17 protein-coding genes and 1 riboswitch are annotated in these 14430 nt (G+C 71.7%); of the genes, 6 read left to right on the top strand and 11 right to left on the bottom strand.

Translation table 11 applies throughout. The features are described from left to right. Positions 1-18 precede the first annotated feature (18 nt). The 5 genes from amaP to OG758_RS35600 are packed head-to-tail and all read right to left on the bottom strand — an operon-like array spanning position 19 to position 2296. On the bottom strand, positions 19-606 hold the full coding sequence (amaP, locus tag OG758_RS35620; RefSeq protein WP_326713668.1) for an alkaline shock response membrane anchor protein AmaP: 588 nt from the start codon (positions 604-606) through the stop codon (positions 19-21). Next, positions 603-1265: a DUF6286 domain-containing protein gene (locus tag OG758_RS35615; protein ID WP_326713667.1), complete on the bottom strand. Its 663-nt coding sequence runs from the start codon at positions 1263-1265 to the stop codon at positions 603-605. The genes amaP and OG758_RS35615 overlap by 4 nt, the downstream gene beginning before the upstream one ends. After that, positions 1262-1606, bottom strand: coding sequence for a hypothetical protein (locus tag OG758_RS35610; protein ID WP_326713666.1), 345 nt, complete (start codon positions 1604-1606; stop codon positions 1262-1264). Before OG758_RS35610 ends, OG758_RS35615 begins: the two co-directional genes overlap by 4 nt. A 3-nt stretch (positions 1607-1609) precedes the next feature. Next, entirely contained in the window at positions 1610-1795 is a 186-nt protein-coding gene (locus OG758_RS35605; protein WP_227293983.1) for a hypothetical protein, read from the bottom strand. 39 nt (positions 1796-1834) lie between these two features. Further along, a complete protein-coding gene (locus tag OG758_RS35600) occupies positions 1835-2296 on the bottom strand; it encodes an Asp23/Gls24 family envelope stress response protein (RefSeq protein ID WP_266565764.1) in 462 nt (153 codons plus the stop codon). A gap of 117 nt (positions 2297-2413) precedes the next feature. On the opposite strand from OG758_RS35600, the gene OG758_RS35595 reads away from it, so the two are divergent. Continuing rightward, positions 2414-3148, top strand: coding sequence for a nucleopolyhedrovirus P10 family protein (locus OG758_RS35595; protein WP_442810372.1), 735 nt, complete (start codon positions 2414-2416; stop codon positions 3146-3148). Positions 3149-3202: 54 nt separating this feature from the next. On the opposite strand, the gene OG758_RS35590 is transcribed toward OG758_RS35595, so the two are convergent. From OG758_RS35590 to OG758_RS35580, 3 genes are all read right to left on the bottom strand, one after another. Next, positions 3203-4015, bottom strand: a complete 813-nt coding sequence (locus tag OG758_RS35590) for an enoyl-CoA hydratase/isomerase family protein (RefSeq protein ID WP_326713664.1) — start codon at positions 4013-4015, stop codon at positions 3203-3205. Positions 4016-4144: 129 nt separating this feature from the next. Continuing rightward, on the bottom strand, positions 4145-4369 hold the full coding sequence (locus OG758_RS35585; RefSeq protein ID WP_189492003.1) for a helix-turn-helix domain-containing protein: 225 nt from the start codon (positions 4367-4369) through the stop codon (positions 4145-4147). A 394-nt stretch (positions 4370-4763) separates the two neighbouring features. Further along, on the bottom strand, positions 4764-6362 hold the full coding sequence (locus tag OG758_RS35580; RefSeq protein WP_266565756.1) for an ABC-F family ATP-binding cassette domain-containing protein: 1599 nt from the start codon (positions 6360-6362) through the stop codon (positions 4764-4766). 223 nt (positions 6363-6585) lie between these two features. Between OG758_RS35580 and ypfJ the strand changes: the two genes are divergently transcribed. Both ypfJ and OG758_RS35570 read left to right on the top strand, forming a co-directional pair. Continuing rightward, on the top strand, positions 6586-7464 hold the full coding sequence (ypfJ, locus tag OG758_RS35575; RefSeq protein ID WP_326713663.1) for a KPN_02809 family neutral zinc metallopeptidase: 879 nt from the start codon (positions 6586-6588) through the stop codon (positions 7462-7464). A 91-nt stretch (positions 7465-7555) separates the two neighbouring features. Beyond that, positions 7556-7966, top strand: coding sequence for a VOC family protein (locus OG758_RS35570; RefSeq protein WP_372566409.1), 411 nt, complete (start codon positions 7556-7558; stop codon positions 7964-7966). 16 nt (positions 7967-7982) lie between these two features. On the opposite strand, the gene OG758_RS35565 is transcribed toward OG758_RS35570, so the two are convergent. From OG758_RS35565 to OG758_RS35555, 3 genes are all read right to left on the bottom strand, one after another. Next, positions 7983-9398, bottom strand: a complete 1416-nt coding sequence (locus tag OG758_RS35565) for a hypothetical protein (RefSeq protein ID WP_326713661.1) — start codon at positions 9396-9398, stop codon at positions 7983-7985. Between the two features lie 180 nt (positions 9399-9578). Beyond that, on the bottom strand, positions 9579-10706 hold the full coding sequence (locus tag OG758_RS35560) for an alpha/beta hydrolase (RefSeq protein ID WP_326713660.1): 1128 nt from the start codon (positions 10704-10706) through the stop codon (positions 9579-9581). Between the two features lie 66 nt (positions 10707-10772). Then, on the bottom strand, positions 10773-11450 hold the full coding sequence (locus tag OG758_RS35555) for a class II aldolase/adducin family protein (RefSeq protein ID WP_326713659.1): 678 nt from the start codon (positions 11448-11450) through the stop codon (positions 10773-10775). A 203-nt stretch (positions 11451-11653) separates the two neighbouring features. On the opposite strand from OG758_RS35555, the gene OG758_RS35550 reads away from it, so the two are divergent. The 3 genes from OG758_RS35550 to OG758_RS35540 all read left to right on the top strand — a co-directional run bounded on the left by OG758_RS35550 (position 11654) and on the right by OG758_RS35540 (position 14083). After that, entirely contained in the window at positions 11654-12397 is a 744-nt protein-coding gene (locus OG758_RS35550) for a lysozyme (protein WP_326713658.1), read from the top strand. A gap of 189 nt (positions 12398-12586) precedes the next feature. Further along, positions 12587-13846, top strand: coding sequence for an inorganic phosphate transporter (locus OG758_RS35545; RefSeq protein WP_326713657.1), 1260 nt, complete (start codon positions 12587-12589; stop codon positions 13844-13846). A gap of 15 nt (positions 13847-13861) precedes the next feature. Next, entirely contained in the window at positions 13862-14083 is a 222-nt protein-coding gene (locus OG758_RS35540; RefSeq protein WP_326713656.1) for a hypothetical protein, read from the top strand. A 110-nt stretch (positions 14084-14193) separates the two neighbouring features. After that, positions 14194-14335, top strand: a riboswitch (cobalamin riboswitch). The last annotated feature ends 95 nt before the right edge of the window (positions 14336-14430 follow it).

The raw sequence follows: 14430 nt of genomic DNA, 5'->3' as shown, positions 1-14430 counted from the left end.
CGCTCTGAGCCTGTCGGGTCAACTCACGCGCTCCGCGTGGTGCTTCACCGCGCGGAGCCGTACCTCGGCCGGGAGGGCGGCGAGGCCGGCGGAGTCCCGCGCGTGGCCCAGTGCATCCTCGCTGATCCGCTGAAGCGCGGCCCCGGGCTCCGCGTGCGGTTCGAGGAGCAGGCCCATGCGTACATGGGGTGCGGAGCGCCGCCCGGTCAGGCGGACCCGGGCGCTCTCCACGCCGTCGAGCGACTCCGCCTCGCCGACGAGGACCCCTTCGAGCGCCCGGCCGCGCAGCAGCGCGCCCTCGCCGTCCCCGGTGTCGACGAGGACCTCGGCGAGCCGGCGCCGGCGCAGCTGGGCGACCAGCCACCACAGCGCGAGCAGCACACAGACGGCGAGCACGGCGATGACGACCGGCCACCACCAGCCGTCACTGCGCCACCGGTAACGGTCCGCCCTGCTCAGTAGCACGTCGTGCCGCCCGTCGTAGATCCACCAGGACGGCGGGGACACACCGAGTCCGACGGCGAGGACGGACCCTCCGGCCACGACGAGGATCAGCCCGACGAGGCCGACGACGACCCGGTTCACGGTCCTGAGCACGGGGCTCATCCCTTCTTTCCGGGCCGCGCCACGTGTACGGACAGGCCGGGCGTGGCGGTGAGCCCGAGCCCCTTGACGGTCTCGCCGATCACGGCATCCAAGTCGGCGCGTACGTCGTCGAGTTGACGGAAGTGCGAGACGGCCCGCACCTCGGCCTTGGAGCGCTTCATCCGTACGCGTACGGACTGCACGCCCGCCACCTCCATGGCCCGGTCGCGCAGGACCATGGCGGCCGCGTCGCGGTGCAGTCCGGCCCGTACGTCGGTGTGGGTGCGGCGCATCGGCAGGACGGCGCGGAGGCCGGGCGTCACGGCGAGCACGATCAGCCACAGCCCGAGCAAGGCGGCCACCCCGGCGCCGACCAGCACCCACACGTTGTCGAGGGGCCGGTCGGCGAGTTCGCGGGCGAGGGCGCGCCGCCAGTGCATCGCGGAGTGGCCCGCGCGCACGGCGGCGATGTCGTAGAGCAGGATCCCGGAGCCGCCGAGGAGCACGATCGCCACCAGTGCGGCGGGGATCCGGCGCGACGACCAGAAACGGCCGGTGTCGTGCTCGCCCTCCAGCGTGGGCAGCGCCTTGTAGGTGGCCGCAGACCCTGACTGGCCGAACTGGTCGAGCTCGCCCTGCCCGCGTTCGACGACGGGCAGGGACTGTGTGGGCTCGCTCATCGGATCCTCCGCTGTGCCGCGCCGCGATCGTGCTCCGAGTGCAGCCGCTCCACCTGGACGGCCACCTCGGGCACCTCCATCCCCGCCAACGCTTTTACCCGCTCGGCGACTTGACGACGCACGGCGCCGCACTGCGCTCCGATGTCGCCGGGATAGTCCAGTTCGAGGCTGATCCGCACATGGGCGATGTCGTGGCGCACGGAGACGGCGGCGTGCGGGGCACTTCCCTCCGCCGGAACGGCGGGGAGTGCCTCACGCGCCGCCTGTGCGGCGATCTTCGCGACGACCCGGTCGGCGATCCGGGTCGCGCCGCGGTCGGCGGGCGCGACCTGCGTCGCCACCGGTCACCGCCGCCGGTCGCCGCGCGAGCGGAAGAAGTCGCCGGGTTCCAGGTCCCCCTCGAGGAACCGGCCGGCGACGAAGCCGACGGCGCCGAGCGCCGCCACCAGCAGGAAGGCCCCGAAGCCGCCGAAGTATCCGGCGAAAGCGAGAGCCATTCCGGCGATCATGCCGATCACGGCCAGGTTCATCGAGCGCTCCTCCTCAAGGGCAAGCTCGCGGGCGGGTGATTACTGAAGCCGGGACTCCGGCTCCTCGTCCTCTTCGTCGGGCAGCTTCACGTCGCTCACCGCGATGTTGACCTCGACGACCTCGAGGCCGGTCATGCGCTCGACGGCCGCGACCACGTTCTCGCGCACGTCACGGGCGACGTCGGCGATCGACACCCCGTACTCCACGACGATTTCCAGGTCGAGCGCCGTCTGTACCTCGCCGACCTCCGCCTTCACCCCGCGCGACACGGATTTGGTGCCGCCGGGCACCCGGTCGCGTACGGCTCCGAAGGTGCGGGACAGGCCGCTGCCCATCGCGTGCACGCCCATGACGTCCCGCGCGGCGAGGCCGGCGATCTTCTCGACCACACCGTCGGCGATGGTGGTGCGTCCTCGCGTCCCGGCGGATCCGCCGCCCCGCTTGGTCACACTGGTCCTGCCCCCGGTCGCTTCGCCCGGCTTCTCTGCGGTGTCGCTCATCGCGGGTCGTCCCTTTCGAAGAGGTTCCCTCAGGTCGTTCTCTGGGAGTCACTGCTCTTTCGACCACACTAAGTGCGGTTGCCCGGTCGCGCGCCATGGATGCGGCAGGCTTGGGCAATGAGCGCTGACCGATGGACGCAGGCAGTACGACACCAGCTCGGGCTCGGCAGGCTGGTACCGCTCGGAGGGCCGCAAGACGGGTGCTGGCTGGCCGAATCGGCGGCGCGGTCGGCGTTGCACCGGACAGCCCAATCGGTGCCGGGGGTGCGGCTGGGAAGCCTGCGCATCGAGCTCGCCGACCCCGACGGCTCCTACGAGTCCGTGGTGTCCCCGCCACCGAGTGCTCTGCCGCCGGGGCCGCTGCGCATCGTCGCGGAGTGCGCGGCGGCACCGGACGAACCGCTGCCCACGGCCGCGTCCCGGTTGCGCGCGGCCCTGACCCGCGCGGCGTCCGACGGCCTCGGGCTCACGGTGGACCAGGTGGACCTGCGGGTGACGGCGCTGTTCGACGACGACGCGCCGGCGCAGCCCGCCTTGGTGGACGCGGAGGCAGATGTCGTGGACAGCCGGCAGGCCAAGGGTGACAGCGACGAGGAACGGGCCGGGCAGGCCGCGCTCTCCGTACTGGGGGTGGCGCGGCTGACCGGTGCGCTGGGCGGCCTGGGGCGTGCGGTGCACATCGGGGAGCGTTCCGAGGGCACGGCCACGCTGCCGCGCCGCCATGTACGGATCGAACTGGCCGTGTCGGGCGGGCGGCGGGCGCTCGATGTGGCGCGGGACGTGCGGGCGGCGGTCACCGAGGCCCTGTCGGATCATCCGTCAGTGGCCGTTCTGGTGACCGCCGTGCGCTGAGGGCCGTCCGGCCCGGGTCAGCCCTGGTCATGCGTGGGCCATGGGTGGGTCGCGTCAGTCGCCGAGGCCCGCCAGGTCCCGGAGCCGGCGTCCCTGGGCGGCGCGCTCGGCGGTGCGCTGCTCCTCGTACGAGCGCCCGGAGACGCCCTGGAGCAGGGCCTTGGTCTCGATGACGGCGTCGCGGGGCGCGGCGACGAGTGCTCCGGCGAGGTCGCGCGCGGCGGCGTCGAGCTGGTCGGCGGGCACCACGAGGTTGGCCAGGCCGATGCGGCCGGCCTCGTCGGCGTGGACGTAGCGGCCGGTGACGCAGATCTCCAGGGCGCGCGCGTATCCCACGAGGGAGACGAGGGGATGCGTGCCGGTGAGGTCGGGCACCAGACCGAGGCTGGTCTCGCGCATGGAGAACTGCACGTCCTCGGCGGCGATCCGCAGATCGCATGCGAGGGCGAGCTGGAAGCCCGCGCCGATCGCGTGCCCCTGCACCGCGGCGACGGTGATGATGTCGCTGCGCCGCCACCAGGTGAACGCCTCCTGGTACTCGGCGATGGTGTCGTCGAGCACGTCGTCGGAGCCGCGCGCCAGGTCGATGAAGGACGGCTCGCCGTCGAAACCCTCGGGCGTGAACGCCTGACGGTCGAGGCCCGCGGAGAACGAGAGTCCCTCCGCGCGCAGCACGACGACGCGCACGCTGCCCGGCAGGGACTTCCCGGCGTCGGCCAACGCCCGCCACAGAGCAGGACTTTGGGCGTTGCGCTTGTCCGGGTTGGTCAGCGTCACCGTGGCGATGGAGCCGTCGACGGTGAGGCGGACCCCGTCCTTGTCGAGTACCGGCGCGAGCGAGCCGGATCCGCTGTCGGGCGAAGCCATGTGTGCCTCCGATGGTGTGCGCAGTCGGTCGAGGACGTGTCGACGTCCTCGAAACTACTGCACAGTAACCAACCGGCCGGTCGGCGGACCGACCGGGTGGTCACCATCGAAGCCTGTGCACTGCCCGGGTCAGCCGGCCGCGGTCGCCTTCTTGCCGCGTGTAGCCCCGCCGCGACCTCGCAGCGTGACTCCCGACTCACTGAGCATCCGGTGCACGAACCCATACGAGCGGCCGGTTTCTTCGGCCAGCGCTCGGATGCTCGCACCGGAGTCGTACTTCTTCTTCAGGTCTGCCGCGAGCTTGTCGCGCGCGGCGCCGGTTACCCGGCTGCCCTTCTTCAGAGTCTCGGCCACCCGTGCCTCCTCATGGGAAGTGCGCTCTGGACTTCTCATGATCACCCCTCCTGGGCTTCCTGGCCACCCATTCGGCAAGGTCCGTACGACGAGCTTGTGCGGCCGGGAAGCGGTCGACACGAGTGGAATGGAGGGTTCCGGGCGCACCTGGGCAGGGTTGGAAACAGCGTCCCCCACGAAGGGCCAGGTCAGCGCCTTGCCAGTCGGCACAAGGGCCCCGGCGCGGGTGCGGCGACGAAATCCGTGTAGGACACACCGCGGTACGAGGAGATCTCACTCAGATGATGGATCACGGATCGGCCGAATGATCCATACCGAGTGGATCAGCCTTTCGATCAAGCCGTGCTGACGGCCGACCGTGATCGTGCGGGCCCACGACGCGGGCGCCGGAGGGTCAGGCAAGGCTGACCAGATCCGCGTAGTCCTGGCCCCAGAGGTCCTCGACGCCGTCGGGCAGCAGGATGATCCGCTCCGGCTGGAGCGCGTCCACGGCGCCCTCGTCGTGGGTGACGAGGACGACGGCGCCCTTGTAGGTGCGCAGCGCGCCGAGGATCTCCTCGCGGCTGGCCGGGTCGAGGTTGTTCGTGGGCTCGTCGAGGAGCAGGACGTTCGCGGACGACACGACGAGCGTGGCGAGCGCGAGGCGGGTCTTCTCACCGCCGGACAGGACACCGGCCGGCTTGTCGACGTCGTCCCCGGAGAACAGGAACGAGCCGAGCGTCTTGCGCACCTCGACCAGGTCCAGGTCGGGGGCGGCGGAGCGCATGTTCTCCAGGACCGTGCGCTCCGGGTCGAGGGTCTCGTGCTCCTGCGCGTAGTAGCCGAGCTTGAGGCCGTGGCCCTCGATGATCTCGCCGGTGTCGGGCTTCTCGGCTCCGCCGAGCAGCTTGAGCAGGGTGGTCTTGCCCGCGCCGTTGAGGCCGAGGATGACGACGCGCGAGCCCTTGTCGATGGCCAGGTCGACGTCGGTGAAGATCTCCAGGGAGCCGTACGACTTCGACAGGCCCTCGGCCATCAGCGGCGTCTTGCCGCACGGGGAGGGCTCGGGGAAGCGCAGCTTGGCGACCTTGTCGGAGACGCGGACGGCGTCGAGCCCGGCGAGCAGCCGGTCGGCGCGCTTGGCCATGTTCTGCGCGGCGACGGTCTTGGTCGCCTTGGCGCGCATCTTGTCGGCCTGGGAGTTGAGGGCCGCGGCCTTCTTCTCGGCGTTCTGGCGCTCGCGCTTGCGGCGCTTCTCGTCGGCCTCGCGCTGCTGCTGGTAGAGCTTCCAGCCCATGTTGTAGACGTCGATCTGGGACCGGTTCGCGTCCAGGTAGAACACCTTGTTGACGACCGTCTCGACGAGGTCGACGTCGTGGGAGATCACGATGAAGCCGCCGCGGTACGACTTCAGGTAGTCGCGCAGCCAGACGATGGAGTCGGCGTCGAGGTGGTTCGTGGGCTCGTCGAGGAGCAGGGTGTCCGCGTCCGAGAAGAGGATGCGGGCCAGCTCGATACGGCGGCGCTGACCGCCGGAGAGCGTGTGCAGGGGCTGGCCGAGCACGCGGTCGGGCAGGTTGAGCGCGGCGGCGATGGTGGCGGCCTCGGCCTCGGCGGCGTACCCGCCCTTGGTGAGGAACTCCGTCTCCTGGCGCTCGTACTGCTTGAGCGCCTTCGCGCGCGTGGCGCCCGTGCCGCTGGCGATGCGCTGCTCGTTGTCACGCATCTTCTGGATCAGGGTGTCGAGGCCGCGCGCGGACAGGATGCGGTCGCGGGCCAGGATGTCGAGGTCGCCGGTGCGGGGGTCCTGCGGGAGGTAGCCGACCTCTCCGGAGCGGGCGATCTGGCCTCCGGCCGGGGTGCCCTCACCGGCGAGGCACTTGGTGAGCGTCGTCTTGCCCGCGCCATTGCGTCCGACCAGGCCGATGCGGTCGCCCTTGGCGATACGGAAGGTGGCGTTCTCGATGAGGATGCGGGCGCCGGCGCGCAGCTCGATGCCGGAAGCGGTGATCACGGACAGACTCCTGAGCAGGGAATGGACGGCGGAAGGGCTACTGAGGGCGATGAGCCGTCTAGTGCATGCGGAGAATGGCCATGGGCCAAGTCTAACGGGGCGATGCAAACACTTTTCCGCCCTGCCGTTGCCGGGCCGAGGGGCAGACCGCCACGAAATGTTTGATAGTGGGCGTTGGGCGGCGGGCCGCCGCCCCTGACGTGCGGCAGAGGGCGGTGCGGCCATGCAGTTCGACGACGACGCCGACCTGGACACCTCCGAGGTGCAGGACAGGCGCCGGGTCCCCGGCGGCCGGCGGACCGTCGGCGGCGGCCTCGCGGGCCTGCTCGCCGTCCTGATCGGCCTCTTCTTCGGCACGAACGAATTCGGCCTCTCCTCCGACAGTGGCGAACCCGACACCACCGTCTCGTCCGCGGCCCAGGTCAGCCAGGACTGCCGTACGGGCCAGGACGCGAACAACAAGGAGGACTGCCGCATCGTGGCGGTCGTCAACAGCGTCCAGGACTACTGGCGTCAGGAGTTCCGCCGCCGCGGGGGCACCTACTCCCCCGCGCAGACCGTGTTCTTCACCGGCCAGGTCGCCACCGCGTGCGGCACGGCGACCTCGGCGGTCGGGCCCTTCTACTGCCCGGGCGACCGCAAGGTCTATCTGGACCTGGGCTTCTTCGACGACCTGCGCACCAAGTTCGGCTCCAGCGGCGGCCCCTTCGCGCAGGCCTACGTGGTGGCGCACGAGTACGGGCACCACGTGCAGAACCTGATGGGGACGCTCCAGCGCTCCCAGGACGGGCGTACGGGCCGGAACAGCAACGCGGTGCGGGTCGAGCTCCAGGCGGACTGCTACGCCGGGGTCTGGGCGCACCACGCGACGACGACGCCCGACGACAAGACGGGCAAGCCCTTGATCACGAACCTCACCGAAGCGGACATCCGAGACGGCCTGAACGCGGCGGCCGCCGTCGGCGACGACCGGATCCAGGAGAAATTCCAGGGCCGGGTGACGCCCGAGACCTGGACGCACGGCTCGGCCCAGCAGCGGCAGCAGTGGTTCTACGAGGGCTACCGCAGCGGCGACATGGCGCGGTGCAACACGTTCCGGTGAGCGGGCCCGCCTCCCGGGGCGGATTGTCGGTGCCGGGTGCCAGGCTGGATCCGCCGGCACATTCCGGACCGGCGAAGAAGGAGTGAGCACAGTGAGCGGTACGAAGGGGCGCGCGAGTTTCTACCCGTCCTTGCTGTACGCCGACGCGAAGGCCGCGATCGAGCAGCTGACCTCGGCTTTCGGCTTCACCGCCACGGCCGTGCACGAGGGCGAGGGCGGCTCGGTGATGCACGCCGAGCTGACGTACGGGAACGGCGCGGTGATGCTCGGCTCGAAGGGCCGCGGCGGCCGCTTCGACGAGGCCATGCGGGGCGCCGGACCGACCGGGATCCATGTCGTCGTGGACGATGTCGACGCCCATCACCGCCGGGCCGTCGAGCACGGCGTGGAGATCCTGATGCCCCCGACGGACCAGGACTACGGCTCCCGGGACTACCTGGCCAAGGACGCCGAGGGCAACGTGTGGAGCTTCGGGACGTACGCGCCGGAGATACCGGCCTGATCGCGGGGGCGCGGTGTCACGCGCCTCCGGTGTGCACCTGGAAGGCGGCCCGGCGGACGGCCTTGGCGAGCGCCGGATCCGGGTGCGCCGCGGCCAGCGCGACGAGCACCTGCACGGTACGCGGATGCCCGGCCGTCCGGACCTCGTCGAGCAGCGCCGGCACGGTGGGCTGCACGGCGGACTCCAGATGGCGCACGAGGAGCTGGGCCTCGCCGTGGTCCGCGACGGCCGCCGCGGTGTCCACCCACAGCCAGGTCGTCTCCTCGCGGGTCAGCACCAGGTGGACGTCCTCGGGATCGGCGCCTTCGTACTCGGCGAGCCACAGCAGCGCGTAGGGGCGCAGGGACGGCTCGTCGGCGACGGATCGGACGACGGGCTCGGCGGGGGCTCCGACGACGCGCAGGGCCTCGAAGGCCAGGCCGCGCAGCAGGGCGTCCTCGCCGCGGGCGGCGGCGATCAGCTCGGTGACGGCGCTGCCGACGGGGCGGGCGGCGAGCCAGGCGCGGTACTCGGCACGGGCCGCGTTCGGGCGCAGCCGTGCGCAGCCTCTGAGCATGTCCTCGGCGGACTGCTCGATGTTGCCCGCCGGGGACTGGGCGGCCACGCAGATCTGCTCCAGCTTGACCCAGACCGCCCAGCTGCCGAGCGGCGTGAGGGTGGCCTGGCCGTCGGCGTAGGTGAGGGCGCCGACGGCGCAGAGGCCGTGCAGGGCCCAGTCGAGGAGCGGGGGGAGGTCGGTGCCGGTGGGGCCGGTCGCGGGTCCGGTGCGCTCGGGCTGCGGACCGTACGGGATCTCGCAGCGCTCCGTGCGCAGTTCCTCGACGCGCTGGCCGAGCAGGTCGAGGAGTTGCGGGACGGGGACCGGGCCGGCCGAGAGCTGGAGGAGGGAGAGCACCTGGGGCATCGCCGAGACGACCTCGGCGACCGCGGCGGCCTCCAGGCTCTCGCCGGCGGGGTGGGCCAGGGACCAGGCGTCGAAGAGCGCGACCCAGCCGCGCAGCACGGCGGTGTCGTCCCGGTCCCAGGCGCGCAGGCGCCAGCCGGGGCGCGCGCTGTCGCCGTGCACCTCGACGAGGCCCGCGAGGCGTGCGGTGTCCCAGTCGGCGCGGACCTGTCGCGCGGTCAGCTCCAGGTCGGCCGCCGCGCGTTCGGCGGTGGGTGCGGAGAGGGCGCCCCTGCCGTCGGGGGTGCCGTGGCCGCTGCCGGGGCTGAGGGCGGCGTCGGCCCAGCGGGCCACGCGGACGGCGTCGGCGAGGCCGCGGCGGGCCATGCGGGCCAGTTCCGCCGGTGGTGGGGTGCCCTCCGGCGGGCGGGGCGCCGGGCGGGGCGGGCGAGCCTGGGTCACCACTCCGTCAGCCCGCACGGGGGCGGCGGCGAGGGTGCGCGGGCGGACGAGTCGGAGCCTGGAGTCGCGCGGGATACGGGACGTCACGGGGGCAGTCTTCCGGTTGACGGTCCGAAAACCCAAACGGAATGGTTCCGGGGCTCTTTGCGGGCGTCGCGGGAGGGTCCGCGGACCGGCGCACGCCGGGGGTCTACGCGGGCCTTCCTGCGCATCTGTCCCGTGCGGCCGGCGTGCGGTTCCCGTGGGTCCGACAGAGCTGTGCCGAAGCTACATGAGGGGCGTGAGGAAGCGGCGGAGCGTCTCCTCGTACGTGTGTGGGTCCGCGTTCCACATGGCTCCGTGCGGGGCGTCGCCGACGGTGTGGAGGGTGACCAAGTCGGGGCGCCGGGCGGCCAGTCGGCGGGACAGGGCCCAGGGGGCGATCTCGTCGTCGGGGCCGTGCATCACGAGTGTGGGGACCTTGAGCGCGTCGGGGTGGGCGGCGATGTCGAGGCGGTCGCCGTGCAGCCCGGTGCGCCCCTGGGCGGCGCGGACCGCGAGGGGCAGCAGGGGGCCGGGGATGCCGCGGGCTCCGGCGAGGGCACGCAGCGTCACGTCCCACGCGAGGACGGGTGAGTCGAGGACGAGTCCGGAGATGCGGTCCCGCAAAGCGGAATGGGCCGCCGCGTGCAGTGCCATGGCGGCGCCGGTCGACCAGCCGTGCACGATGACGCGCTGCGCGCCGTAGCGCACGGCGTAGCGGATCGCGGCGTCCAGGTCGCGCCACTCCGTCTCGCCGAGGTGGCCCAGGCCGTCCGGGGAGCGGGGGGCGCCGAGGTCGCCGCGGTAGGCGAGATCGAGCACGGGGAAGCGGTGGCGGTGCAGGAAGTCCATGAGGACCATGGGTTGCTCGCGGGTGGTGCCCAGGCCGTGGACGGTGATGACCCAGGTGTCGCGGGCGCCGGGGACGAACCAGGCGGGGAGCGCGCCCAGTTCGCCGGGGATGTCGATGTCGGCGTGGTCGAGGCCGAGCGCCGCCTTGGGGTCGCCGATGTGGACCTGGGGCGTGAGCCAGGCCTTGGCGCCGGGTTCGAGGGAGCCGTGGGTGACGCGCTGCAGGCGTCGCACGACGGCGTGCGCGGCATGCGGGGCGGACTCGATGACGGGCCCGACCACGGCGTGGAATCCGTCGCCGCTCAGGCCGTAGGTGCCCGGGCGCAGGGAGGCCAGGTCGCGGGTGAGGGTGATCCGGCCCGCGGCGGTGGCGTGGACGGTCAGGCGTGGCTCGGTGGGGAGCGGTCGGCCCGCGGGCGCCTTGAGGGCGGCATCGCTGGCCAACCGGCCGACCGCGACCGCGGCCGCGCCGGCACAGATGACTGCGGTGACGGCAGCGGCCGTCGCTCTGGCGGTGCGCACCGTCCCAGTGTCCGCGCCCGGGCTCCGACCGGCCAGTGGGGCGCGGCCATGGCGGCGGGTGGAGGTTCAGCCCTGCTGCCCGTACCCGCGCAGCTTCTCCTCCACCTCGCGCACCTGGTCGCGGGTGAGGAGCTTCGGGGTGTGGTGCGGGTGGGCGCTCGCGGTGAGCCAGACGCGGCACAGCCATTCGAGCTGGGCCGTGCGGTCGTAGGCGGCGGCGAGGGTGTCGCCGTAGGTGAGGGTGCCGTGGTTCTGGAGCAGGCAGCCTGTCCGCCCCTTGAGAGCGTCGAGGACGTTCTCGGCCAACCGCTCGGTGCCGTACGTCGCATACGGGGCGACCCGGACGGGTCCGCCGAGGGCCGCGGCCATGTAGTGGATGAGCGGGAGTTCGGGCACGAGGGTGGAGACGGCGGTGGCGTGGACCGCGTGGGTGTGGACGACGGCGCGGGCGGGCGTGGCGCGGTAGACCGCCAGATGCATCGGGAGTTCGCTGGTCGGGGTCAGGGTTCCGGCGCTCTGCTCACCGTCGAGGCCGACGGCGACGAGGTCGTCCGGGGTGAGCTCGTCGTAGGGGACCCCGCTGGGCGTGACGAGGACGGTGTCGCCGATCCGCACCGAGACGTTTCCCGAGGTCCCGACGACGAGGCCGTCGGCGACGGTGCGCCGGGCCGCCGCCACGAGCGCGTTCCATGCCTGCGCGAGCCCGTCCGCGCCCTGCCCCGCATCGCCCGGTTCCTCCGCCATGCCCGCATCCTGCCAGCCGCGCGGCGGGCCCGCGCGGATCGTGAGGCCGGGGCACTTTGGTACGGAGCCCAGGAGTCCGGAAGCGCACGAATGGGCATGAATGCCCGCCTGGAAACGATTGGCTGGAGATCGACGGGCATAGAGGGATCTTCCGGTAGCCTCCGGTGGGATTTGTCATGCACGTCGCCATTTCGGGGGAAAATATGGCTCGTGGTCACAAACCGTCCCGTCGCTGTGCGCACATCGCGACCGCGACATCACTGGCCGCCCTGACGTTCGGGGGGACCGCTCTCGCCGAGACCCCGGCGTCCGCGGCGGGCGAGACCAAGGGGCACGACGTCTCGTCGCACCAGAAGAACGTCAACTGGCGGAAGGCCAAGAGCAAGGGCTCACGGTTCGTCTACGTCAAGGCGACCGAGTCCACCACCTACCGCAATCCCTACTTCGACCAGCAGTACGACGGAGCACGGGGCGCGGGCATCATCCGAGGCGCGTACCACTTCGCGCTCCCGAACAAGTCGTCCGGCCGGACGCAGGCCTCGTACTTCGTGCGCAACGGGGGTGCGTGGCGGGCGGACGGCTGGACACTGCCGCCGGCGCTCGACATCGAGTACAACCCGTACAGCTCGAAGAAGTGCTACGGCCTGAGCAAGGCGAAGATGATCTCCTGGATCAGGTCGTTCAGCGACGAGGTCCGCCGCAGGACGGGCCGCCGGCCGGTGATCTACACCAACTACCGCTGGCGGAAGAACTGCACGGGCAACAGCACGGCCTTCGCGGGCAACCACGCGCTATGGCTGGCCCACTACGACGAGTCCGCCGGGGCGCTGCCCTCGGGCTGGCCGTACTGGACGTTCTGGCAGTACGACAACAGCGGCGGACTGCCGGGTGACCAGAATCTCTTCAACGGTTCGCAGGCCCAGCTGCGGAGGTTCGCCCGCGGCTAGCGGAGGGCTCACTTCCGCTTGATTCGGCCACCGTTCCGCTTCACGGACGACCCCGTGCCGCCGCCCCGTTCTCAACGGAGTGGCGGCACTCCGCTTCGGGTCACCGCACCGCCCGCCCCAGTTCATCTTCCGTTCACTCAGATTGCCTACGGTCGCCGAGCCACTGACGTCCAACAGAAGCCTGGGTAAATGGAACACATCACGCTTCTCCTCGGGATCGTGATCGTTACCGCTCTCGTGTTCGATTTCACGAACGGTTTCCACGACACAGCCAACGCGATGGCCACCACCATCTCGACCGGCGCTCTCAAGCCCAAGACGGCGGTGGCCATGTCCGCCGTGCTGAACCTCGTCGGAGCCTTCCTCTCCGTGGAGGTCGCCAAGACGATCTCCGGCGGCATCATCAACGAGGACGGACTCAAGACCGAGGTCATCTTCGCGGCGCTGGTGGGCGCCATCCTGTGGAATCTCCTGACCTGGCTGGTGGGGCTCCCCTCCAGCTCCTCCCACGCTCTCTTCGGCGGCCTCATCGGCGCCGCCGTGATGTCGATGGGCTGGTCGTCGATCGACGGCGGCACCGTCGTCACCAAGATCCTTCTCCCGGCCGTCGCCGCGCCGCTCGTGGCGGGCATCGCCGCCATGCTGGCCACCCGGCTCACGTACCGGATAGGCAGCAAGACCGACCAGAAGGCGACCGCCAAGGGCTACCGCGCCGGGCAGATCGCCTCCGCGGGCCTGGTCTCGCTGGCGCACGGGACGAACGACGCCCAGAAGACGATGGGCATCATCACGCTCGCCCTGATCACGGGCGGCGTCCTGAACCCCGGCGCGAACCCTCCGATGTGGGTCATCGTCTCGGCCGGTACGGCCATCGCGCTCGGCACCTACCTCGGCGGCTGGCGCATCATCCGCACCATGGGCAAGGGCCTCACGGACCTCGCGCCGCAGCAGGGCTTCGCCGCCCAGACCAGCGCCGCGACCGCGATCCTCGCCTCCTCGCACATCGGCTTCTCGCTCTCCACGACGCAGGTCTGCTCCGGCGCCGTGATGGGCTCGGGCCTCGGCCGCAAGGGCGGCGTCGTCCGCTGGTCGACCGCGACCCGCATGTTCATCGCCTGGGGCCTGACCCTGCCGGCCGCCGGTCTGGTCGGTGCGGGCGCCGAGTTCCTCACCAAGCAGGGCTCGTGGGGCGTCGCCGTCACCGCGCTGCTCCTGATCGCCGGCGCGGGCACCATCTGGGCGCTGTCCCGGCGCAACTCGATCGACCACACGAACGTCACGGACGACGACGTCACCGACGAGCCCGCCGGCGTCGTGACCACCGCGATCGCGGCCGTCACCCCGCCGCCCACCGGCACGGTCGCCGACCTGGACACCGACGTGAAGACCACCATCCCCGCCTCGCCCGCCCCGCCCTCGGCGGAGCCCGCGCGACCGGCCACGGTCTAAGGAAGCAGCAGCGCTATGCACATCGACTGGGCAGCACTCGGCTCCGTGTTCGGAGTCAGCCTCGTGATCACGGTGGCCCTCGTGGGCCTGTTCACCCTCGGCATCGTCGGCCTCACCAAGCGGGAGTCGGCGGCGGCCCAGGGCAACTCGACGGCGCTGGCCGTCTCCGGCGCGTACGCCTGCTTCGCCCTGTGCGCGGCGGCCGTCGGGTACGGGATCTTCCTGATCGTCGCCTGACCGGAGGTAACCGGCAGGAGTGCGGGGTGCGGGACGCGAAGGCGTCCCGCACCCCGCTTCGTGTGTGCCTCAGCACACTCTCCCTTCGCAGGTCAACGGCAAGTTGACGGGCGTTCGCGGAGCGTGGTGGACTTCCGGGGCCATCTACGGCAGCAGGAGAGGAAGCCGGTGTGAATCCGGCGCGGTCCCGCCACTGTCACCGGGGAGTGATCCCCGCGAGCCAGGAACTCTCGCCGCCGGTCTCTTCCAACCAGGGCGTGGACACCCTGAGTGAGGACATATCGCCATGCGCGGCTGCCAGTTGCGGGTCCTCCCGCCGAGAACGAGTACAAGGGTTCCGTTCGCCG

It is taken from the genome of Streptomyces sp. NBC_01474, from assembly GCF_035918215.1.
Taxonomy (GTDB): domain Bacteria; phylum Actinomycetota; class Actinomycetes; order Streptomycetales; family Streptomycetaceae; genus Streptomyces; species Streptomyces aureus.
This window is presented reverse-complemented; position numbering and strand designations above follow the sequence as displayed.

What these genes read in the sequence shown, in the direction of transcription:
- amaP (WP_326713668.1), bottom strand. Translation starts at nt 606, where the DNA reads ATGAGCCCCGTGCTCAGGACCGTGAACCGGGTCGTCGTCGGCCTCGTC.
- OG758_RS35615 (WP_326713667.1), bottom strand. Translation starts at nt 1,265, where the DNA reads ATGAGCGAGCCCACACAGTCCCTGCCCGTCGTCGAACGCGGGCAGGGC.
- OG758_RS35605 (WP_227293983.1), bottom strand. Translation starts at nt 1,795, where the DNA reads ATGAACCTGGCCGTGATCGGCATGATCGCCGGAATGGCTCTCGCTTTC.
- OG758_RS35600 (WP_266565764.1), bottom strand. Translation starts at nt 2,296, where the DNA reads ATGAGCGACACCGCAGAGAAGCCGGGCGAAGCGACCGGGGGCAGGACC.
- OG758_RS35595 (WP_442810372.1), top strand. Translation starts at nt 2,414, where the DNA reads ATGAGCGCTGACCGATGGACGCAGGCAGTACGACACCAGCTCGGGCTC.
- OG758_RS35590 (WP_326713664.1), bottom strand. Translation starts at nt 4,015, where the DNA reads ATGGCTTCGCCCGACAGCGGATCCGGCTCGCTCGCGCCGGTACTCGAC.
- ypfJ (WP_326713663.1), top strand. Translation starts at nt 6,586, where the DNA reads ATGCAGTTCGACGACGACGCCGACCTGGACACCTCCGAGGTGCAGGAC.
- OG758_RS35555 (WP_326713659.1), bottom strand. Translation starts at nt 11,450, where the DNA reads ATGGCGGAGGAACCGGGCGATGCGGGGCAGGGCGCGGACGGGCTCGCG.
- OG758_RS35550 (WP_326713658.1), top strand. Translation starts at nt 11,654, where the DNA reads ATGGCTCGTGGTCACAAACCGTCCCGTCGCTGTGCGCACATCGCGACC.
- OG758_RS35545 (WP_326713657.1), top strand. Translation starts at nt 12,587, where the DNA reads ATGGAACACATCACGCTTCTCCTCGGGATCGTGATCGTTACCGCTCTC.
- OG758_RS35540 (WP_326713656.1), top strand. Translation starts at nt 13,862, where the DNA reads ATGCACATCGACTGGGCAGCACTCGGCTCCGTGTTCGGAGTCAGCCTC.